We start from the raw sequence: 19,747 nt of genomic DNA, 5'->3' as shown, positions 1-19,747 counted from the left end.
CGCGTCAGCCTTTGCCCTGCATCTTGGCGAGTTCCTTGGCGTATTCGTCGACGCTCGATTTGTCGACCACCTTGGTCGGGATGATGATCAGCCCGTCGCTGGGGATGAACGACTTGTCGCCCTCCAGGATCTTGGCCATGTCCTTCATGCCCTCGTAGCCCCAGAGGAAGGGCTGCTGAACGACGGTGCCGACAACCGTCCCCTCCTTGATGCCGCCGAGTGTGATCGGATCATCGTCGAAGCCGGTCACGGTGATCTTGCCGAGCTGTCCGGCTTCCTTGAGCGCCTGATAGATCTGCGGGATGTTGTAGGAATAGATGCCGAGCATGCAATTGACTTCGGGATGCGCCGTCAGCGTATCCTCGACATTGCGCTTGGCGCGCGCCATGTCGATGTCGTCGGCGCGCACATCCACGATCTCGATCTTGGTGCCCTTGATGACGTCCTTGATGCCCTCGATGCGCTCCTTGGCGTTGTCAGCGCCGGGCAGACCGACGAAGGCCATACACTTGCCGCCGTCCGGCAGCGCTTTCTTGAGGATCTCGCCGACCTGCTTGCCGGCCTCGACGTTGCTCGAGCCGATATAGGCGACACGGCCGCTCTTCGGCGCATCGCTGTCGGTGGTGAGAAGCAGCGTTTCCTTGGCGATCTTGGCAAGCGCCTCCGTCTCCGTCTTCGGATCGACGGCGCTGACCATGATGCCGGAAACGCCGGCGGCGACGAGATCGTCCATCAGGCGCTGCTGGATCGCCGCCGACGACTGCGACGGATATTTGAACTGCATTTCGTAGTTCGGAAGTTCCGCGTTTGCCTTCTTCACACCGGCCTCGGCCGCCTTCCAGAAATCTGATGCGCCGTTGGCGACGAAGACGAGCGTCTTCTTGTCCGCCGCGTGCGCGGTGAACGACGACAGGGCGAGAGCGAGGGCCGCTCCCATCAGGGCGATACGTTTCATGATGTTCCTCCTTGCGCGAAAGCTGCGGGACGCAGCCTGGCTCCTCCACGCGACCGCCGACGGAGCTGAAGCCGATGTTCGGCCGCCCTCGGAGTGCGATGCGCAAGCTAAGCACGGCCGATTAATACGATCAATAGCAATTGATACGATTATTCAGACTAGTTGGCGTCCGCCGCGCCCGCTTGATCAAACGATCGCCACCGCATGCCGCTCAGCTTCGGCACACCTTTCCATTCCGTTAAAAAAAGCCGGCATGGGCGGATGGCATTTACTTTCCGTTAACCATGCCGCGCATAGCGTTAACAAATCAGTAAGGACCATCTCGTGAACAATATCGCACCGTTCAGGAATACCCGTTCCGCGTCTGTCGCAAGGAAGCAGATCCGCTTCAATGCGCGCTCCTTCGTGGCCTTCGCGCTCGCGCCTGAGGCGCCCTTGTCGGAATGGTTCGACGGGCTCGACCAATGGACGGAGAATTCTCCTGGCTTCTTCGCCGGTCGCCCGGTGGTCCTTAATCTCAACCATATCACGCTCGACACCGAGGAGATCATCGACCTCGTCGACGGGCTCGCCGATCGCGGCATCCGCGTTTGCGCGATCGAGGCGAATGGCCTCGACGATCTCGGACTGGACCTTCCCCCTCTCCTGACCGGCGCCCGTACGATCACGGTCGAGGAGAGGGAACCTGAGCGCCGGCAGACGGAAACGGCGAGCGCTCCGGCAAACACCAATGAACAGGCCGTGCCCGCACGCGCCGTCGAGGCAAAAACCCTCATCATCGACACGCCGATCCGCTCGGGCCAGTCGATCTTCCATCCGCATGGCGACGTGATCGTACTCGGATCCGTCGGCTCGGGTTCGGAGATCATTGCCGGCGGCTCCGTCCATATCTACGGGACATTGCGCGGCCGCGCCTTCGCCGGCGTCATGGGCAATCCGGACGCGCGCATCTTCTGCCGGAAGAACGAGGCCGAGCTTCTGGCGGTGGACGGGTGGTATCGCACCGCCGACGACATGGAGCCGTCGTCGCGCGGCAGGGCGATCCAGGCTTTCCTCGACAATGAAGCGATCTGGGTTTCGGCCCTCGACTGAACGGCGTTCAACAAACAAATGCGGAGAGAAAAACATGGGTAAGGTGGTGGTCGTCACATCAGGCAAGGGAGGCGTCGGCAAGACAACGTCGACCGCGGCTCTTGGCGCGGCGCTCGCGCAGACCGGCAAGCGGGTGGCGCTGGTCGATTTCGACGTCGGCCTGCGCAATCTCGATCTCATCATGGGCGCGGAACGGCGCGTGGTCTTCGACCTCGTCAACGTCACGCAGGGCGTCGCCAAGCTCCAACAGGCTTTGATCCGCGATAAACGAGTGGACACGCTCTTCCTGCTGCCGGCCTCGCAGACCCGCGACAAGGACGCGCTGACCGAGGAAGGCGTGGCCGAAGTCATCGGCGCGCTGCGCGAGAAATTCGACTACGTCTTCTGCGACAGCCCGGCTGGCATCGAGCGCGGCGCACAGCTTGCAATGCGCCACGCCGACGACGCGGTCATCGTCACCAACCCGGAAGTCAGTTCGGTGCGCGATTCCGACCGCATCATCGGGCTTCTCGATTCCCGTACGCTGAAGGCAGAACGCGGTGAAACCGTCACCAAGCACATCCTCGTGACCCGTTTCGACGCGGCCCGCGCCGCGCGCGGCGAGATGCTCAGCATCAACGATGTGCTCGAGATCCTGTCGACGCCGCTGCTGGGCATCATCCCCGAGAACCAGGGCGTGCTGCGCGCCTCGAATGTCGGCTCGCCGGTGACGCTCAGCGAACCGACCAATGCCGCCGCTCGCGCCTACATGGACGCAGCCAAGCGGCTGGAAGGCGAAGATCTGCCGGTCGTGCTTCCCTTCCAGAGACAGGGCTTCCTCGACCGGCTGTTCGGAAGGAGGGCGGCATGACCCTTTTCGATCTCTTCAAGCGGCGCGGCAGCGCGCCAGTGGCCCGCGAGCGCCTGCAGGTGCTGCTCGCCTACGAACGCAAGAACCGTGGCCAGCCCGATCTTGTCGCCATTCTGCGCGAGGAGATCATGGCCGTGATCGCCAAGCATGTGCAGGTCGGGCAGGACGATGTGCAGATCGCCATGGACCGCGGCGACACGATGTCGACGCTGGAGATCGACGTCCAGATCCCGAATGGCGGCCTGATCGCTGCTTAGAAAAGATATCCCGTCAGGAAGGGGATGAGCGGCGGGCCGAAAGGCCCGCCGCTTATATATTGAGAAGCGATCCGCCGCGCCCGTTGCGCGGCAAGGAAGGCGCGATGGGGGGAGGCGGTTTGTGTGCCTCCGGCTCCCTGACCGTCTCGCGGCGACGACGGTCCGCTTTCTCTCTCGACGGCAGCAGGATCCGGGGCGACGGAGCGTGGCCCATATCGGATGCGATGCCGAAGCCGAGAACGCCGAGGATGCCCAGCACCATCCCCGCCATGGCGCCGAACCCGCCGACCTGGATCGTGCCGGGCGGCCAGCTTCGGCTCTTGGGCAGCACCGCCGGCGAGATGACGCGTATGTTGGTGGTGTCGAGCTTCTGACGCTCGGAAATCTCCCGCGCGCGCAGCAGGAAGGATTCGTAGATCGCCGCCTTCGCCGAGGATTCGCGGGTGAGCTCCCTGAGCTTCACCTGCGCGTCATTGTCGGTGAACACGTCCTTGCCGGCGGAGGCCGCCTCGGTCTCCAGCGCCGTCACGTTCGAGCGCGCCTGTTCAAGCTCGTTCTTCGCCGCAAGCACGACGCGCTTGACCTCGGCGTCGATCTCCGCCTGAAGGGCACTGAGCGAGGAGCCCTCCTGCACGACCTGCGGATGCAAGGGGCCGAGTACCCTGGACTGTGCCGCGACCTTGGATTTCAGCGCCGCGTATTGCGCGCGCAGCGCCGCGATCGTGGTCGATTGCGTGGCGGCGGCGTCTGCCGCATGCGACGAGGAAAGCTCACGATAACGCGATTCGGCCGCGATCAGCCTTTGCCGCGCCTCGACAAGCTGCTGGTTGATCTGCGACATGGAGCGCGAACTGATAAGTTCGCCCTGACTCGACTGCAGCTTGTGCTCACGCCGGAACGCCTGCACGGCTTCATCAGCCTTGTTCACATCGTCCTTCAACTCACCGATGCGAACCGTCAGCGCATCGACGGAACGCCTTGCGCCGGCAGTATCCGCCGCCACGAGTTCTTCCCTGAACGCCTTGATGATGGCCTCGGAAACCCGGATCGACTTACTGGCATCCCAGGTCCATACCGACATGGTGACGACGAAGGACCGCTCATCGCGCCGCGCCGTCAGCCGCTTCTGCAGGGTTTCGAGCGCGGTGATCTTCGGGCTGCGCTGCACGCCGCTGCCGCTGCCGCCAAAAAGGCCGCGGACGCTGGATAACAGTGAAGGCGGCGGCACGAATTCGGGATCGTCCTCCAGATCGAGCGCCTCGATAGCCCTCAGAAGCACGCTGCCCGAGATAAGTGTCTGGCGCTTGCTTTCGACATTGAGGAGAAGCGCGTCCTTCTGCTCGCTCTGGCCGAAAAGGTCGTTCGACACGATCTGAAGGCCGCTCGGATCGATCAGGATATCGGTGGTCACCGTGTAGCGCGGCTTCGCCAGTTTGGCATAGGCCATGCCGACGATGAGCCCGATCAACGCGGCAAGCGCGATCCATTTCACGCCTCTGCGCAGCCAGAAAAGCAGACGGGGAAGGTCGATCTGGAGATAGCTGGCGACGGTCTCCGGGCCGATGCCGGCATGGTTTGCCTGCTCTGCTGCCGCCTCGCCTTCGAGCATCAAACGCGCTCCTACCCGAACAAACCCTTGGAAAATCCTTCCTTAACGGTAACCGGCCGCGGTTAATTATCGGTTTCGCATGCCTTTTGTTTACCATTTCCGGTAACGATCGCAGCGGCCTGCACCGGTTCATATTCACGGGGGCCATATTCACGGGAAGGAAGCCGGCGAGGCCGATGCTGGATCGATGCAGGTAGGATACGCGCCGCGAATGGAGAGCTTCGCCCTCTACGCGCTCTTCATCCTGTCGCTGTGGGCGCCCGACGTCACGACCGCGTTCGGGGCGAAGGCGGAACTGCTTAAATATGCCCTCTTCCTGGCCGCCTCTGGGCTCATCATCGTCCATTCCTACCGTACCAGGGGATTGACCGTCTCGCTCGCCGGCGACTGGACGTTTCTCATCGCCTTCCTGTCCTACACGGCGCTCTCGGCCTTCTGGAGCGAGGGTTCCACGAATGCCTTCATAAAGGCGATGCTGGTGCTGTCGGCCATGCTGGTCTCGATCGCCATCGCGCGGATGAAGCGCATGGACGAGATTCTCCCGATTCTCTACCGCTGCCTGGTCGTCTTCGTGGTGCTGTCGCTGATCGTGGTGATCCTCTTTCCGGGCAGGGGCATCGAAACCGGCTGGGAACTCGAAGGGGACTGGCGCGGCATTGCCGGCCAGAAGAACGGCCTCGGCTACATCTCGGCGCTGGTTCTGGTCGCCACGCTGGCGCTGCCGCTTTCCGGCAAGCCGGGACAACGCTGGGGCGCCTGGTTATCGCGGCTGGCGATCATGTCGGTAGCGGCGATTTGCCTCGTCAATTCGGGCTCGCGCGGCGGTCTGCTGGCGGCTGGCGTCGGCATCGGCTCGATCGTGCTCGCGCATCTTCCGCGCGTCATGCAGCGTGTCGTCTTCCTGGTTTCCATCGCGCTTGTCGTGCCGCTGGTGAACCTGATCGTTCCGACCCTGGAACTGACCGCCGACAAGATCGGCGTCCTCGGGACGACGATCAACACGTCCAACCGCACCACGCTGTGGTTCTACGGACTGGACCAACTCGGCCATCGCATGCTTCTGGGCTTCGGGATAGAAGGCTTCTGGACTCCGGAACGCATACAGGCCTTCAAGGATATCTACGGCTGGGTGCTCGACAATTTCCACAATGGCTACATCACCATCCTCATCGGGGGCGGCATTGTCGGCATCCTGCTCCTGCTGCTCGCCATCCTGTTCATCGTGCTTTTGTTCATGGTCTCGATCGGCAATCTCAGGGACCCGTATCTGACGCTCGCCTTCGGCTACACGAACATGTTCCTGGTCGGCAATCTGGTGGAGAACGAACTCGGCCGCTCGACTTCGCCCCAGTTCATCATGTTCCTCATCCTGGCTTTCGCGCTTCGCCCATACGTCTCGCGGATCGCCGGCGTGCCGGACGCGTCCGGTCTGGCCCACCCGAAAGCCGTTCCTGCATAGCGCTTCTCCTTGCAAGGCTAGATGCAATCTGAAATCAAGCATGCGAAGCGAACTGGAGGAATTGGCATGAGCGAAGAGAGGATCGCGGTCATCACCGGCGCGGCGCGCGGCATCGGACTCGCGGTGGCGAAGCGGCTGGCCGCTAAGGGCGACCGGATCGTCGGCATCGACCTTCAGGAAGAACTGCTGAAGAAATCCATGGCTTCCATCGGCGGCGGGAAGAAGGCCATCGCCATCGCCGCCGACATCTCGCGACCCGAGGAGGTCGAGAAGGCTTTCGCCAAGATCACTGCGGAAGTCGGCGCGCCGGAGGTGCTGGTCAATTGCGCTGGCATCACCGGCAAGACGGGCATGCCGACGCACGAGGTCGATCTCGAGGATTTCGACCGCGTCTATCGCATCAACCTCTACGCCGCCTTCCTGCTGACCCGCGCGGCGGTGAAGGCCATGCTCCCTAACGGCAAGGGGCGCATCCTGCATGTCGCCTCGATCGCGGGCAAGGAAGGCAATGCCGGCATGCTCGCCTATTCGGCGACCAAGGCCGGGCTGATCGGCATGGTGAAGAGCGCCGGCAAGGATTATGCCGAGACCGGCATCACCATCAACGCGCTGGCGCCGGCGGTGATCCGCACCGACATGGTGGCGGCCATGCCCGAGCATCAGGTCAAGTACATGACCGACAAGATCCCGATGAAGCGCACGGGCGAACTCGACGAGGCAGCCGCGATGATCGACTTCATCGTCTCGCCGGAATGCTCCTTCACCACCGGCTTCACCTTTGACCTGACCGGCGGCCGCGCCACCTACTGATCCATCGCCTGAAAGCGTCTTGCGGAGCGATTCGTCCTTCGAGGCTCGCTCCGTGAGCACCTCAGGATGAGGGAGGCTGGGGCTTACCTCGATGAGCGCGCCTTCGACGAGCTTCTCGAACGTCTCAGGATAAGGAAAGTTGGCACAGAGCCTCCTCATCCTGAGGTGCTTTGCGCAGCAAAAGCCTCGAAGGACGCACCCCGCCGGATTTCAGAACCGCTTCCAGATCGCGGCGAAGTAGCCGCGCTCCCGAAGCGCGTTCGCGCCTGCCACGGTGGCGATGCCGCCGATCTGCACGGACCAATTCCGGGTGAAATCCCACACGAGGCTCAGCGCTGCCTTGTATTCCCAGCCCGTAGCGTAGAACCATCCGGCTCCGCCGAATGAGAAGGTGCTGAAGGCCTGCGCCATCACCATGGCATCGGGGCGTGGCCGCACGCCGAAGGTCACGTCGGACCGGACCTCGTCCGGCGCAACGCCACCGCGGAAGCGATAGGCGAACTCGGTATCGATGAAGGCCGGCCACGAGCCAAGCCTGTAGGAATGCCCGTATAGCAGCCGGGTCTCGGTCTCGAACTGCGTGCTGCCCACCAGAGGTTCGCCCGGGATGCGCAGCATCGATTGCAGCGAGAACACCGTTTCGCCGCTCGACCACAATCCCATCCGCAGGCCGATAGCCGTGTAGCCCAGGCCGGAATAGTGCAGATCGTAGGGCTTCGCGAGGCTGACGGAGCGAAATTGCGGCCGGAACACCAGCGTGAATCGGTCCGTCAGTCCGTATTCCAGCCACGCATTGGTATCGAACCTGCTGTAGCGCGGAATATCGACCGGATGGCCGGCGGCGTCGAACGCGCGGTCGCTTGAAAGCATCGTTGCGGAAAGGATGAGGAGGCCGTGCCCCTTCTTCTGCAGCCACGCGCCGGCATGGGCCGAGCCCTGAAACACCGTCAGGGCAACCGCTACGAGGAAAGAAAGAGAGCCTGCTTTGAGCCGGGGCCGCATGGCGGCCCCTCAATCGGGCAAGATAATACTCCCGGCGACAACATCGAAAGCCACGCGACAGCAGGAAACCGGTACGCCACGCATCAAGAACCCCTCCCCCGATACATTCCGGCATTGAAGCGCCATAAGCGGCCGGGATCAACCGGGACCAACGGTCAAAGCGATTTTCGACCCGATGCATCCCATCCACTGGAATGTGTGTGAGGAGGCTATCTAGGGGTGATGGAAGCTGGTAGCGGGGGTTTCGTCCAGATAAACAGAACGAACCGGGGCGAAATCCATGTTCTCCAATAGTTTTCCCGACCGCGAATTGATCGCGCGGACCGTCGCCCGCATGCTGATCGAGATCGAGGCGGTGCATTTCCGCGCCGACCAGCCCTATACCTTCACCTCGGGCCTTGCGAGCCCGGTCTACATCGACTGCCGCAAGCTGATCTCCTATCCGCGCGTGCGCTCCGCGCTGATGGACTTCGCCGCCTCGCTTGTGTTCCGCTCGGTCGGCTTCGAGCAGTTCGACGTGGTGGCCGGCGGCGAGACGGCGGGCATTCCTTTCGCCGCCTGGCTGTCGGACAAGATGGGCCTGCCGATGGTCTATGTGCGCAAGAAGCCGAAGGGGTTCGGGCGCAACGCCCAGATCGAGGGCAGCCTCAGCGAGGGGGCGCGCGTGCTCCTGGTCGAGGATTTGACCACCGACGGCGGCTCCAAGCTGAAATTCGCCGAGGCGATCGGCCATGCCGGGGCGAAGGTCTCCGACACGTTCGCGGTCTTCTACTACGACATTTTCCCGGAGACGCCGGCCAGGCTCGAAGCCGCCGGCATGCGGCTGCACTACCTCGCCACCTGGTGGGACGTGCTCAAGGTGTGCCGCGAGGAACGGCGCTTCGACGTCGCAACCCTGACCGAGGTGGAGCGCTTCCTCAAAGCCCCCATCGCCTGGTCCTCCGCCCATGGCGGCATCTCCGAACTGAAGTGATGCGCCGAGGGGAAAACGATTCCAGAACAAGTGTCTGCAGCATTTGGGTGAATCATTTTTCCAACATCTTCGCGTGAAGGCTGAGGCAGCTACTTCATCCAGGCAGAGCGTCCTTCGAGGCTCGCTTTGCTAGCACCTCAGCATGAGGAACGTGGGCGCTGGCTTCCCTCGACCTGAGACGTTCGCGAAGCTGATCGAAGGTACCCCGTCGGTTAGGCAAGCGCCGGCCTCCCTCATCCTGAGGTGCGAGCAAAGCGAGCCTCGAAGGACGCACCGACCCCACTCAGAGCTTCAACCCTCTCAATCTCAGCGCGTTGCCGATGACCGACACCGACGACAGGCTCATCGCGGCCGCCGCCAGCATCGGCGACAGGAGCGCACCGAAGAAAGGATAGAGCACGCCTGCTGCGACCGGCACGCCGAGCGCGTTGTAGATGAAGGCGAAGAACAGATTCTGCTTGACGTTGCGGATCGTCGCGTGGGCCAGCGTGCGGGCGCGAACGATGCCGCCGAGATCGCCCTTCACCAGCGTGATTCCGGCGCTCTCCATGGCGACGTCCGCGCCGGTGCCCATGGCGACACCGACATCGGCGGCGGCGAGTGCCGGCGCGTCGTTGACACCGTCACCAGCCATGGCGACTTTGGCGCCGGCAGCGTGCAGTTCCTCGACCAGTGCCTTCTTGCCTTCCGGCAGGATGCCGGCGCGCACCTCGTCGATGCCGAGCTTTGCAGCGACAGACCTGGCCGTACGCTCATTGTCGCCGGTCGCCATGATGATGCGCATGCCGCTTTCGTGCAGCGCGCGGATGGCCTCGACGCTCCCCTGCTTGATCGGGTCGGCGACCGCGACCACGCCGGCCGCACGCCCGTCGACCGCGACGAACATCGCCGTCTTGCCCTCGCCGGAAAGCACATCCGCCTGCTCCGCGAACTTCGACGCATCGATACCGGCATCCTCCATCATCGAGCGGTTGCCGAGCACGACCGTCTTGCCGCCGACCCTGCCCTTCACGCCCTTGCCGGTGACGGCATCGAAATCCGTCACGTCGCGGAGCGCCGCACCCCGCGCCTTCGCACCCTCGACGATCGCCTCCGCCAGCGGATGTTCCGAGGCGCGTTCGAGGCTTGCCGCCAGTGACAGCAGTTCCTTCTCGTCAATCCCTCCAGCGGCGATGTCGGTAAGCTTCGGCCTACCTTCGGTCAGCGTGCCGGTCTTGTCGACGATGAGCGTATCGACGCCGGCGAAGCGCTCCAGCGCCTCGGCGTCGCGCACCAGCACACCGGCCTGCGCGCCGCGCCCGGTGGCGGTCATGATCGCCATCGGCGTCGCCAGGCCGAGCGCGCACGGACAGGCGATGATGAGCACCGACACCGCCGCGACGATCGCGTGGATCAGCGCCGGAGCGGGACCGAACCACGCCCACCCGGCAAAGGCGAGGATGGCAACGACCACAACGGCCGGCACGAACCAAGCAGAGACCCGATCCGCCAACCCCTGGACCGGCGCGCGGCTGCGCTGAGCCTTCGCCACCATCTCCACGATGCGCGACAGCATTGTGTCGGCACCAACCTTCTCGGCGCGCATGACAAGCGCGCCGTTGCGGTTGAGCGTGCCGCCGGTAAGCGGGTCGCCCGCCGTTTTCTCGACAGGCACCGGCTCGCCGGAGATCATCGATTCGTCCACCGAGGAACGGCCCTCGGTCACGATGCCGTCGACCGGCACGCTTTCGCCCGGGCGGACACGCAGAAGATCGCCGGCATGGACCGCGTCCAGCGGCACGTCGCGCTCCTCGCCGTCCTTGATCAGTCGTGCCGTCTTCGGCGCGAGGTCGAGCAGGGCGCGGATGGCGGAGCCGGTGCGCTCGCGCGCCCGAAGCTCCAGAACCTGCCCGAGGAAGATCAGCGCCACGATGACGGCCGCAGCCTCGAAATAGACCGGAACCGAGCCGCCATGGCCGCGCATGGAATGCGGGAAGATGTCGGGAAAGAAGGTCGCCACGACACTGTAGCCATAGGCCGCACCGACGCCGAGCGAGATCAGCGTCCACATGTTCGGGCTGCGATTGACGATCGATTGCCAGCCGCGCTCGAAAAACGGCGCCGCCGCCCACAGCACGACCGGTGTCGCAAGCACAAGCTCGATCCAGATGGAGAGCCGCTCGCCGATCCAGTCGCGCAACGGCAGGCCGACCATCGGCGCCATGGCGAGGATGAAAAGCGGCGTGGCGAGCGCGGCGCTGACCCAAAAGCGGCGCGTGAAATCGACAAGCTCCGGGTTCGGGCCTTCGTCGCCGGCCGGCACGCCCATCGGCTCGAGCGCCATGCCGCAGATCGGGCACGCGCCCGGCGCATCACGGACAATCTCGGGATGCATGGGGCAAGTGTATTGCGTGCCCTTCGGCATTGGCTGAAGCGCCGGTCGATCGCCCAGATAGCGCTCCGGCTCGGCCTCGAACTTCGCCTTGCAGCCTGTGGAACAGAAATAATGGCCCCTGCCCTCGTGACGCGAGAAATACTTCGCCGACGCGCGATCGACCTTCATGCCGCAGATCGGGTCCGTCGCTTCGAGATAGGCTTGTGGATCCTTGACGAACTTGTCGCGGCAGCCGGCCGAGCAGAAATGATAGGCATGGCCGCCATGCTCCGCGCTCGGCTTGCCGGCCTTCGGATCGACGATCATGCCGCAGACAGGGTCGCGCACGACGGCATCCTCCGCCGCGCCATGCGCGCAATGCCCTTGGTGATGATGGTGAGTGTGCTCGTTCATATCGCCGGATTCTCCAGTGTCGGAGCAGAGGTAGTCATTCCAGTCACTGGAAGGTCAAGGGTATGATTTCACCCCGCACACGCCGGCACGCGCTGGCGCTGCCGGGCTCCGCCCGGACGGACGTTTGGGAGGCGCTTGTCTGAGGATCTGTTCCTCCGAACATCCTCGTCCTCCGCATTCACCACAGCATATGCCACGCGGCCCGACGGCTTCCAATAAAAGGACGAGGGCCTCTTATCCTCACCCGCCCCATGTCCGCCTGAGTACACCGACCCAGTTATCCCGGCAGATCTTGCGGATCGTCTCCTCGTCGTACCCCGCGCCATGGAAAGCCTCGACCAGCTTCGGCAGGCCGGCGACGTCGCCGAGCGCGGCCGGGATTGCCGCGCCATCGAAATCGGAACCGAGGCCGACGCCATCGGTGCCGAGGATGCCGATCAAGTGATCGGCATGGCGCACAAGCGTCTCAAGCGGCGTATCGGGGTTCATGCGCCCGTCCTCGCGCAGGAAGCTGGTTGCGTAATTGATGCCGACCAATCCGCCGCTGTCACGGATAGCGCGGAGCTGGTCGTCGGTAAGGTTGCGCGAATGCGGCGACAGCGCATGCGCATTGGAATGGCTGGCGACCAGCGGCGCATCGGAAAGCTTCGCCACATCCCAGAAACCTTTCTCGTTCAGGTGCGAAAGGTCGATCAGCACCTTGAACTCGTTGCAGGCCCTGACCAATGCCCTGCCGGCATCGGTGAGGCCGGGACCGGTGTCGGGCGAACTCGGAAAGCGGAACGGCACACCGTGACCGAAGATGTTCGACCGGCTCCAGACCGGACCGATCGAGCGCAGGCCCGCCTGGTACAATATATCGAGCATGCGGAAGTCGGCGTCGATCGGCTCGGCGCCCTCGATATGGAGCACGGCGGCAAGCGCGCCGGCCTCCGCCGCGCGATCGATGTCGGCGGCGCTGCGGCAAATCCGGACTGCGCCTTTGGAGGCGCGCTCGATGCGAAAAAGCCCGGCGATCATCGCGATTGCCGCCTGCTGCGCGTCGGTCAGCGCAAGGCCGGCCGGCAGTGGGACATCGTAGCCCTCTCCCCGCATAAGCTCCTCGACACTCTGGGCGCGCTCGATGGGCGGACAGAAGACGGCGAAAAGGCCGCCGCTGAAGCCCCCGGCCCGGGCGCGCGGCAGGTCGAGATGCCCCTTGTCGGTGCCTTCAAGGAAAGCTTTCGCCCCCGCCGCATGGTCGCCCTTATGCATGAGCCGCAGAAGGACATCGTTGTGGCCGTCGAAAATCGGTACGGGATGTGTCATGGAAGAAGGATTAGGCATGACAGGGGCGGCAGGCAACAGCCGTGACGGAGAAACCATGAATGACAGGAACATCGCCATCGCCGTCGCGCCGAACGGCGGCCGCAAGACGAAGGCCGACCATCCGGCGCTGCCGCTAACGCCCGCCGAACTGGCCGCCACCGCCGCCGAATGCCTGGAAGCGGGCGCGGCGATGATCCATGTCCATGTGCGCGACGCGGACGGCAGGCATCTGCTCGACGCCGACGCCTACCGTGCCACGACTGCGGCCATCCGCGAAGCGGTAGGCGACCGTCTCGTCATCCAGATCACCAGCGAGGCGCTCGGCATCTACCGGCCCGACGAGCAGATGCGGGTGGTGCGCGAAACGCGACCGGAGGCCGTATCGCTTGCGCTGCGCGAATATCTGGGCGTTGGCGGCGACGAGAAAGCCTTCGCCGATTTCCTCTCCTGGCTTGCGCGCGAGAAGGTGATGCCGCAGATCATCCTCTACGACGCGGAGGACGTGCGCCGGCTCGACACGCTCCGCGCTAAAGGCGCGCTGCCCTGGGATGCGGTGCCGGTGCTCTACGTGCTCGGCCGCTATACGAAAACGCAGCAATCCGCGCCCGCCGACCTGCTGCCTTTCCTTTCGGCAGACGCACCCCGTTTCGGCCCATGGGCGGTATGTGCCTTCGGCCGCGACGAGGCGGCCTGCGTCTCGACCGCTGCCCTGCTCGGCGGCCATGTGCGCGTCGGCTTCGAGAACAATCTTCTGCTGCCGGACGGCTCGACGGCCGCATCGAACGCCGATCTCGTGAAGGCCGTGACGGGTATCATCGGCGCTGCCGGGCAAAGGACGATGACGGCGGATGAGTTGCGCCGCCTCCACCCTGCCGCTTCTTGACCTGAATCCGGATACGAGGCCGACCGTGGATGAACTCTATCGCCAGGCGATTTCGGAACTCGAAAACGTGGCAACCCGCATTGACGACCATGCCGTCGATCGCGCATGCGAGATGATTGCCGACACACGGCGCATCGGCGTCTACGGCTGCGGGCGCGAAGGGCTCCAGTTGCGCGGCTTCGCCATGCGCCTCTTCCATCTCGGCCGTGACGTGTCGGTCGTCGGCGATATGACGATGCCGCCGCTCGGCGCCGGCGATCTTTTCATTGTCAGCGCCGGTCCGGGATATCTCTCCACCGCCATGGCGCTCGCAACCGTCGCCAGAGACGCCAGCGCGAAGGTGCTGTTGCTGACCGCGCAGCCGGCCGGGGGCATGGCCGCTCTCGCCGACCACGTGTCGTTATCCCGGCGCAGACGATGGCCGACGACCGGGGACCGGCACGCCGTTCCGTGCTGCCCATGGGATCGGTCTTCGAAGGTGCTCTATTCGTCCTCTTCGAGGTGATGGTACTGAAGCTGCAAAAACGGCTGGACGTGACCCTCGAAGCCATGCGCGCCAATCACACGAACATGGAATGAGGCCAGATCTCTTCGGTGCGTCCTTCGAGGCTCGCTTCGCTCGCACCTCAGGATGAGGGAGGTTTGTGGCTTGCTCTTGTGAAAGGTTGGCCCCTTGCTCCCTCGTTCTGAGGCGCCGGTATATCGATGAAACCCCGCTCACGAAGAAAAGGAAGTTGCACAAACCTCCCTCATCCTGAGGTGCGAGCGAAGCGAGCCTCGAAGGACGCACTGGCCCCGATAGCTTGAATCTATTTCACAGCGCCGGTCGCCAAGCCCTTGACGATATAGCGTTCCAGGAGGATGCCGACGAAGACCAGCGGCGCGATCGCCGCGGTGGAAAGCGCCGCCATCGACCACCAGTTGATGCCCTGCGACCCCGTCTGGCTGGCGACCATCACCGGCAATGTCTTGGCGTCCGATCCCGTCAGGAGCGCGGCAAAGAAATACTCGTTCCAGGTCAGCACCAGGGACAGGATGAAGGCGGCGACGATGCCGGGCAGCGCGATCGGCAGGATGATGCGCAGGAACGCCCCCCATACCGACAGCCCGTCGACCAGCGCCGCCTCATCGAGTTCGACGGGGATGGAATTGAACTGGTCGCGCATGATCCAGATGACGATCGGCAGTACGGTCAGCGTATAGAGCAAGATGAGCCCGATCTGCGTGTCGAGCAGCGCAAGGTCCTTGTAGAGCACGAGGAAGGGCAGCGCGAGCACCACAGGCGGCAGGATAAGCTGCGAGATGAAGAAGAACAGGATGTCGTCGTTGCGCATGAACCAGAACCGGTACTTGAACCGGCTGAGACCGTAAGCGGCGAGCGAACCCAGGATGACGGCCAGCAGCGAAGCACCGACCGAGGTGATGATGCTGTTCTCGAAGCGGCTGATGAACTCCGTGCGCGGCGTCGAAATCTCGAATATCGTGTCCGGCGACAGGCCGAGCGAGCGCCAGCCCTTCCAGTTCGGCATGAAGTCGACGAAGGGGATGATGTGGCCCTGCGTGACGTCGACCGCCGATTTAAAGGACGTGGTCACGGTCCAGTAGATCGGGAACAGGCAGATGAAGGTCCATAGGAGGAGTGCGCCGTAGACGAGCACGCGGCCGACAATGTGCCGGACACGCCGGCTCGTTTCGGCGGAGGGTATCTCGAAGGCGGCTGTCTGGCTTGTCACGCGCTTTTCCATGGGCCCGGCCTAGTCGTTGACGCTTCGCGTCCAGCGCCGCGTAACGCGGAGCAGCACGGTCAGGAAGATGATGATGAGCACGAGATAGAACATGGCGAGCGCCGTGCCGTAGCCGACATTCGAGCGGTCGCGATAGACGCGGTAGATGAAGCTCGACACCGTGTCGGTTGCCCCGCCCGGCCCGCCCGACGTGACGTTGATGACGATGTCGGCGAGCTTCAGCTTGAAGATGATGCGGATGAGGACAGCGGTGACGGAAACCGGCAGCATCATCGGGAAGGTCACGCGCCAGAAGGCCTGCCATCCATTGGCGCCGTCCACCTTCGCCGCCTCGGTGACCTCGCGCGGCATCGCCTGCAACCCGGCGAGAAGCAGGATCATGATGAAGGGGATCGAAACCCAGGCATCCATCGCCTCGATGGCGATGCGCGCCGTCCATGGGTTGGCGAAGAAGGCGGGCGTGTCCCAGCCGAGATCGCGGGCGAGCCTTGCCGCCGGCCCGAACCGGTATTCCATCAGCGACTTGCCGACCATCCAGCTCACCGCCACGGGGCTCAGCATGAAGGGCAGCAGGAAGGCGACGCGGAAGAACTTGCGCGCCCGGATTTCGGCATTGAGAAGCAGCGCCAGACCAAAGGCGATCGCATATTCGACAATGACGGCAAGGAGATAGAACACCATGTTGAGGAGGGCGTTCCAGTAATAGGGGTCTTGGAACATCGCCGCGAAATTGCGCAGGCCGTTGAAATGCGGCCCCTCGGCGGAAGACAGATTCCAGTCGAGCGAGGCTATGTAGAAGCCAAACAGCGTCGGGAAGATCGCCACCGCTAGCGTGAAAAGTGCGGCCGGCAGCACGAATAGAGCGCGCATGCCGACATAACCGCGCACGATCACCTGCCAGGCGCCGAGCGCGACGGCCCACAAAAGATAGGCGTAGAGCAGCGGCCGCCAGTTGGCAAAGCCGATGGCTAGGACGCCGGACGCGTCGAGCGTCTGCAACAGAGCCACGGCGAGCAGGATGAACGTGGCGGCCGCAAGCAGCGCGTGCCCCAGGAGCCTGCGGCGGGGGGCGATCGCGTCGTCGACAACCATGGGAGCCTGGCCGGCCGGGGCGGTCTGGTTCATGATGCCGTTCTCGTGAAACCAAATGGATGAAAAAAGTCCGGCGGGAATGGATGGTCCCGCCGGACCGGGTGGCTGCCGCGTAAACGCGCGGCCGCGTTGTCCCCTACAGGCCGAGAGAAGCCTTGTAGAGTTTGATCTGGCTTTCGCGCCCGAGCTGATCCGTCAGTTTTTCCCATGCTGCGGCGATCGCATCGGCGCCTTCCTGCGCCTTCATCTTCCCGGCAAAGGTATTCGCCAGGATATCCTCTGCGAGCGAATAATACTGGAAGATGCCGGGAATGCGAGGCTCGATCGCCCCATTGGGATGGTTGTAGGAATTGAACTGCGAATCGAGATACGCGGTGATGAACTCCTTGTCGTAGCCGGCGCCCACCCACTCGTCGATATTGTGCTGGCTGTTGCGGTAGCACTGGAAGCCGGACGGATAGGCCGACATCCAAAGCGCGATGTTCTTGCCGCCGAGATGCGCGGCAGCGCTCCACGCCGCTTTCTTCTTCTTCTCGTCGCTGTCGACCTTCTTCATCACGTAGATGCCCCAGCCGAGATAGGCGAGGTTCGGCGCATAGTTCGGACCGGAGGGCAGCTTGTCCCACTTTCCGGTCTTGGAATTATAGACATCGTCCGAGCCGGGAAGGATCGAGAAGCTGCAGGTGTCGCCGACGACCGAAGAATCGCTCGTCTTGGCGGCGGCGCCGACATCGCCCCACCACACCACCATCGAGCCGGTGCCGCCGAGGAACTCGGCGAAGCCGGTCTCGTTGGGATCGGCGTTGATCTGGTTTGGCGGCTCCGACGGCAGCGCGTCGATTACGTCCTGGATGGCGCGCACCCAGGCCGGGTTGTTGACACGCGGCTTCATCGTGTCGACGTCGAACAGCCAGGCCTTGTCGTCAGGATGCTTGGCGTAGGCGGTGGCGCGGCTGCCGAGGAAATAGAAGCCGAACCCGCCCCACGGCTTGGGCGCATCGAGATAGCCATAGGCGTCCTGGCCGGCGAGCTGTTTGCCTTTCAGGAATTTGGTAACCGCCTGCACTTCCTGCCACGTCTTCGGCACGCCCCATTCGCCCTTGTTGCCGGCGTCCTTCCACGCCTTGGCAAGGTCGGGATCGGAGAAATAGTCGGTGCGGTAGTTGAAATTGTGCGTGTCGCCGTCGATGGAGACCCGGTAGAGCTTGCCGTCCCAGGTGCCGACCGGCGCCTTGAGGTAGTTGACGTAGTCGTCAAGGTCGATGGCTTTCTGGACCCAGTCCGGCACTTCCGAGGTCAGCCCCCTTCCGCACACGTCGCCCTCGAAGGGCGCACCCATCTCCAGCACGTCCCAGTCGATCGTGCCGGTGGAGATGGCCTGCTGCAGGCGGGCGTTGTAGTCGGCCTGCGCGAGGTCGATCCAGTTGATCTTGGCGCCGGTATATTCCTCCCACGGATGCAGGAAGCCCCGGAACAGGAAATTGTGCGTGTTCTGGTTGTTGAGGCCCATGAAGGTGAGTTCGACGCCCTTCAGTTCGCCTTCCTTGATCGTCTGCTTGGTGCCGCCGAGGCAAAGCTCGCCCACCTTGCGGTAGTCGGCATCGGTCGGCTGGCCCTTGCCGACGCCCGGTATGGCGAGGATCTGCTTGCGCAGTTCCGTGTCGACTTCGCCCGCGGCGAAGCTCGGCCGCGTGAAGGCGCCGAGGCCGGCGCCGTTGAGCGCGGTGATCGCGCCGAGGCCGGCCGCGCCCTTGAGCAGGCCGCGCCGGCTCGCCTGAGCCGCCATGATCTGATTATAAACGTTTAGTTTCACCGTAATCCTCCCTTTTTGGCACCTTTTTCGACCGGCGCACCAGCGACGGCTACAAGTTCATTCACTTAATGTTGTGGTCCCGACCGGCACTTCATGCCCGGGCCTGGCTTCCTCTTCGGACAGACCGACCACCGATGGTAGGAAGCAATCGAGCCGGAAGTCAACAACGTCGAACGTGCATTCGCGCTTACCGTCATCCGGGCTTTGATTTTTCCAGCAGCGCCTCGATTTCCGCCAGGCGCGGCATCGACGGAGCGGTACCGTGCCGCGTCACCGAAATGCCGGCTGCCGCACAGGCGAAACGCACCGCCGCTTCCGCTTCCAGCCCGCGCGCCAACGCCGCCGCGAAGGCACCGTTGAAGGCATCGCCCGCACCGGCCGTCTCCACCACCATCCCGGCATCAAAGGCCGGAACGAGGATCGAGCGGTCTTTCGTGTGGAGAAGCGCGCCCTTCTCTCCCAGCGTGATGAGTGCTGCGCCGGCACCCTTGGAGAGAAAGATGTCACCGGCCCTCCGTGCTTCATCCACATTGGTGACCGCGATGCCCGTCAGTGTCGCCGCCTCATGCTCGTTCGGCGTCACGTAGTCGCAGAGCGGAAAGATATCGTCCTCGACCGGTTCGGCCGGCGCGGGATTGAAGATCGTGGTAACGCCGGCGGCGCGCCCGATCTCCAGCCCGCGCTTCGCCGCCGCGACGGGCTGTTCGAGCTGGGTTACGAAGACGGCGGCGTTCCTTATCGCATCTTCTGCTGCCTCGACATCGGCCGGGCTGATTCCGGCGGCCGCACCCGGCACCACGATGATGGCGTTCTCACCGTTCTTCTCGTTGACGTAGATGAAGGCAGCGCCCGTGGGCTCGTCGGCGCTTTCCGCAACCCGCGCCGTAATACCTTCGGCTTTCCATGTCGCAAGCGCGATACGACCGAAATCGTCCTTGCCGATGCGGGAAACGAAGGTAACGGCCGCGCCAGCGCGTGCTGCCGCGACCGACTGGTTCGAGCCCTTGCCGCCCGGCCCGAGCTTGAAGCCGGAACCGGAAATGGTCTCCCCGATGCCCGGCATCCGTCCGGCACGGAAGGCAAGGTCGGCCACGAAGATGCCGAGGATAGCGACGCCGCTTTTTGACATTTT

At 63.8% G+C, this 19,747-nt stretch carries 17 protein-coding genes; 8 read left to right on the top strand and 9 right to left on the bottom strand.

Features of this window, described 5'->3' with window-relative positions:
- Positions 1 to 4 precede the first annotated feature (4 nt).
- The gene (locus RBH77_RS10595; RefSeq protein ID WP_311032109.1) at positions 5 to 955 is read right to left on the bottom strand and encodes a sugar-binding protein; all 951 of its coding nucleotides are present in this window, start codon (positions 953 to 955) and stop codon (positions 5 to 7) included.
- A 324-nt stretch (positions 956 to 1,279) separates the two neighbouring features.
- Here RBH77_RS10595 and minC point away from each other — a divergent pair, with 324 nt between their 5' ends.
- From minC to minE, 3 genes are read left to right on the top strand one after another with little or no spacing between them, the layout of a single operon-like run.
- Positions 1,280 to 2,047, top strand: a complete 768-nt coding sequence (gene minC, locus RBH77_RS10590) for a septum site-determining protein MinC (RefSeq protein ID WP_311032108.1) — start codon at positions 1,280 to 1,282, stop codon at positions 2,045 to 2,047.
- Between the two features lie 34 nt (positions 2,048 to 2,081).
- On the top strand, positions 2,082 to 2,897 hold the full coding sequence (gene minD, locus RBH77_RS10585) for a septum site-determining protein MinD (protein WP_311032107.1): 816 nt from the start codon (positions 2,082 to 2,084) through the stop codon (positions 2,895 to 2,897).
- The gene (gene minE, locus RBH77_RS10580; protein ID WP_311032106.1) at positions 2,894 to 3,154 is read left to right on the top strand and encodes a cell division topological specificity factor MinE; all 261 of its coding nucleotides are present in this window, start codon (positions 2,894 to 2,896) and stop codon (positions 3,152 to 3,154) included. The genes minD and minE overlap by 4 nt, the downstream gene beginning before the upstream one ends.
- Positions 3,155 to 3,206: 52 nt before the next feature.
- Here the strand turns inward: minE and RBH77_RS10575 are convergent, their stop codons facing one another.
- Positions 3,207 to 4,763: a GumC family protein gene (locus RBH77_RS10575; RefSeq protein WP_311032104.1), complete on the bottom strand. Its 1,557-nt coding sequence runs from the start codon at positions 4,761 to 4,763 to the stop codon at positions 3,207 to 3,209.
- Positions 4,764 to 4,974: 211 nt separating this feature from the next.
- Here RBH77_RS10575 and RBH77_RS10570 point away from each other — a divergent pair, with 211 nt between their 5' ends.
- The gene (locus RBH77_RS10570; RefSeq protein ID WP_311032103.1) at positions 4,975 to 6,222 is read left to right on the top strand and encodes an O-antigen ligase family protein; all 1,248 of its coding nucleotides are present in this window, start codon (positions 4,975 to 4,977) and stop codon (positions 6,220 to 6,222) included.
- A gap of 66 nt (positions 6,223 to 6,288) precedes the next feature.
- On the top strand, positions 6,289 to 7,032 hold the full coding sequence (locus tag RBH77_RS10565) for an SDR family NAD(P)-dependent oxidoreductase (protein WP_311032102.1): 744 nt from the start codon (positions 6,289 to 6,291) through the stop codon (positions 7,030 to 7,032).
- 210 nt (positions 7,033 to 7,242) lie between these two features.
- Here RBH77_RS10565 and RBH77_RS10560 read toward each other — a convergent pair whose 3' ends face one another.
- Entirely contained in the window at positions 7,243 to 8,034 is a 792-nt protein-coding gene (locus RBH77_RS10560) for a hypothetical protein (protein WP_311032101.1), read from the bottom strand.
- Between the two features lie 280 nt (positions 8,035 to 8,314).
- On the opposite strand from RBH77_RS10560, the gene RBH77_RS10555 reads away from it, so the two are divergent.
- A complete protein-coding gene (locus RBH77_RS10555) occupies positions 8,315 to 9,007 on the top strand; it encodes an orotate phosphoribosyltransferase (RefSeq protein ID WP_311032099.1) in 693 nt (230 codons plus the stop codon).
- Between the two features lie 283 nt (positions 9,008 to 9,290).
- Here RBH77_RS10555 and RBH77_RS10550 read toward each other — a convergent pair whose 3' ends face one another.
- Together RBH77_RS10550 and RBH77_RS10545 are read right to left on the bottom strand one after the other, a co-directional pair.
- Positions 9,291 to 11,774, bottom strand: a complete 2,484-nt coding sequence (locus RBH77_RS10550) for a heavy metal translocating P-type ATPase (RefSeq protein ID WP_311032098.1) — start codon at positions 11,772 to 11,774, stop codon at positions 9,291 to 9,293.
- A gap of 240 nt (positions 11,775 to 12,014) precedes the next feature.
- On the bottom strand, positions 12,015 to 13,082 hold the full coding sequence (locus tag RBH77_RS10545; RefSeq protein WP_311032097.1) for a dipeptidase: 1,068 nt from the start codon (positions 13,080 to 13,082) through the stop codon (positions 12,015 to 12,017).
- A 55-nt stretch (positions 13,083 to 13,137) separates the two neighbouring features.
- Between RBH77_RS10545 and RBH77_RS10540 the strand changes: the two genes are divergently transcribed.
- Both RBH77_RS10540 and RBH77_RS10535 read left to right on the top strand, forming a co-directional pair.
- Positions 13,138 to 13,965, top strand: coding sequence for a beta-keto acid cleavage family enzyme (locus RBH77_RS10540; protein WP_311032096.1), 828 nt, complete (start codon positions 13,138 to 13,140; stop codon positions 13,963 to 13,965).
- Positions 13,966 to 13,990: 25 nt separating this feature from the next.
- Entirely contained in the window at positions 13,991 to 14,470 is a 480-nt protein-coding gene (locus RBH77_RS10535) for an SIS domain-containing protein (protein WP_311032095.1), read from the top strand.
- Positions 14,471 to 14,774: 304 nt separating this feature from the next.
- Here RBH77_RS10535 and RBH77_RS10530 read toward each other — a convergent pair whose 3' ends face one another.
- From RBH77_RS10530 to rbsK, 4 genes are all read right to left on the bottom strand, one after another.
- Positions 14,775 to 15,671 carry a carbohydrate ABC transporter permease gene (locus RBH77_RS10530; RefSeq protein WP_371832873.1) on the bottom strand — a complete coding sequence of 299 codons (897 nt, stop codon included), beginning with the start codon at positions 15,669 to 15,671 and terminating at the stop codon, positions 14,775 to 14,777.
- A gap of 48 nt (positions 15,672 to 15,719) precedes the next feature.
- The gene (locus tag RBH77_RS10525) at positions 15,720 to 16,802 is read right to left on the bottom strand and encodes a carbohydrate ABC transporter permease (protein WP_311032501.1); all 1,083 of its coding nucleotides are present in this window, start codon (positions 16,800 to 16,802) and stop codon (positions 15,720 to 15,722) included.
- Positions 16,803 to 16,938: 136 nt separating this feature from the next.
- A complete protein-coding gene (locus tag RBH77_RS10520) occupies positions 16,939 to 18,588 on the bottom strand; it encodes an extracellular solute-binding protein (RefSeq protein WP_371832872.1) in 1,650 nt (549 codons plus the stop codon).
- Between the two features lie 220 nt (positions 18,589 to 18,808).
- Positions 18,809 to 19,744, bottom strand: coding sequence for a ribokinase (gene rbsK, locus RBH77_RS10515; RefSeq protein WP_311032092.1), 936 nt, complete (start codon positions 19,742 to 19,744; stop codon positions 18,809 to 18,811).
- Positions 19,745 to 19,747: the final 3 nt, after the last annotated feature.

It is taken from the genome of Mesorhizobium koreense (genome assembly GCF_031656215.1).
GTDB classification, from domain to species: Bacteria; Pseudomonadota; Alphaproteobacteria; order Rhizobiales; family Rhizobiaceae; genus Mesorhizobium_L; species Mesorhizobium_L koreense.
This window is presented reverse-complemented; position numbering and strand designations above follow the sequence as displayed.

Coding starts and splice junctions, on each gene's coding strand:
- RBH77_RS10595 (WP_311032109.1), bottom strand. CDS start 955: ATGAAACGTATCGCCCTGATGGGAGCGGCCCTCGCTCTCGCCCTGTCG.
- minD (WP_311032107.1), top strand. CDS start 2,082: ATGGGTAAGGTGGTGGTCGTCACATCAGGCAAGGGAGGCGTCGGCAAG.
- minE (WP_311032106.1), top strand. CDS start 2,894: ATGACCCTTTTCGATCTCTTCAAGCGGCGCGGCAGCGCGCCAGTGGCC.
- RBH77_RS10575 (WP_311032104.1), bottom strand. CDS start 4,763: ATGCTCGAAGGCGAGGCGGCAGCAGAGCAGGCAAACCATGCCGGCATC.
- RBH77_RS10570 (WP_311032103.1), top strand. CDS start 4,975: ATGGAGAGCTTCGCCCTCTACGCGCTCTTCATCCTGTCGCTGTGGGCG.
- RBH77_RS10565 (WP_311032102.1), top strand. CDS start 6,289: ATGAGCGAAGAGAGGATCGCGGTCATCACCGGCGCGGCGCGCGGCATC.
- RBH77_RS10560 (WP_311032101.1), bottom strand. CDS start 8,034: ATGCGGCCCCGGCTCAAAGCAGGCTCTCTTTCTTTCCTCGTAGCGGTT.
- RBH77_RS10555 (WP_311032099.1), top strand. CDS start 8,315: ATGTTCTCCAATAGTTTTCCCGACCGCGAATTGATCGCGCGGACCGTC.
- RBH77_RS10550 (WP_311032098.1), bottom strand. CDS start 11,774: ATGAACGAGCACACTCACCATCATCACCAAGGGCATTGCGCGCATGGC.
- RBH77_RS10545 (WP_311032097.1), bottom strand. CDS start 13,082: ATGACACATCCCGTACCGATTTTCGACGGCCACAACGATGTCCTTCTG.
- RBH77_RS10540 (WP_311032096.1), top strand. CDS start 13,138: ATGAATGACAGGAACATCGCCATCGCCGTCGCGCCGAACGGCGGCCGC.
- RBH77_RS10525 (WP_311032501.1), bottom strand. CDS start 16,802: ATGGTTGTCGACGACGCGATCGCCCCCCGCCGCAGGCTCCTGGGGCAC.
- RBH77_RS10520 (WP_371832872.1), bottom strand. CDS start 18,588: ATGGCGGCTCAGGCGAGCCGGCGCGGCCTGCTCAAGGGCGCGGCCGGC.
- rbsK (WP_311032092.1), bottom strand. CDS start 19,744: ATGTCAAAAAGCGGCGTCGCTATCCTCGGCATCTTCGTGGCCGACCTT.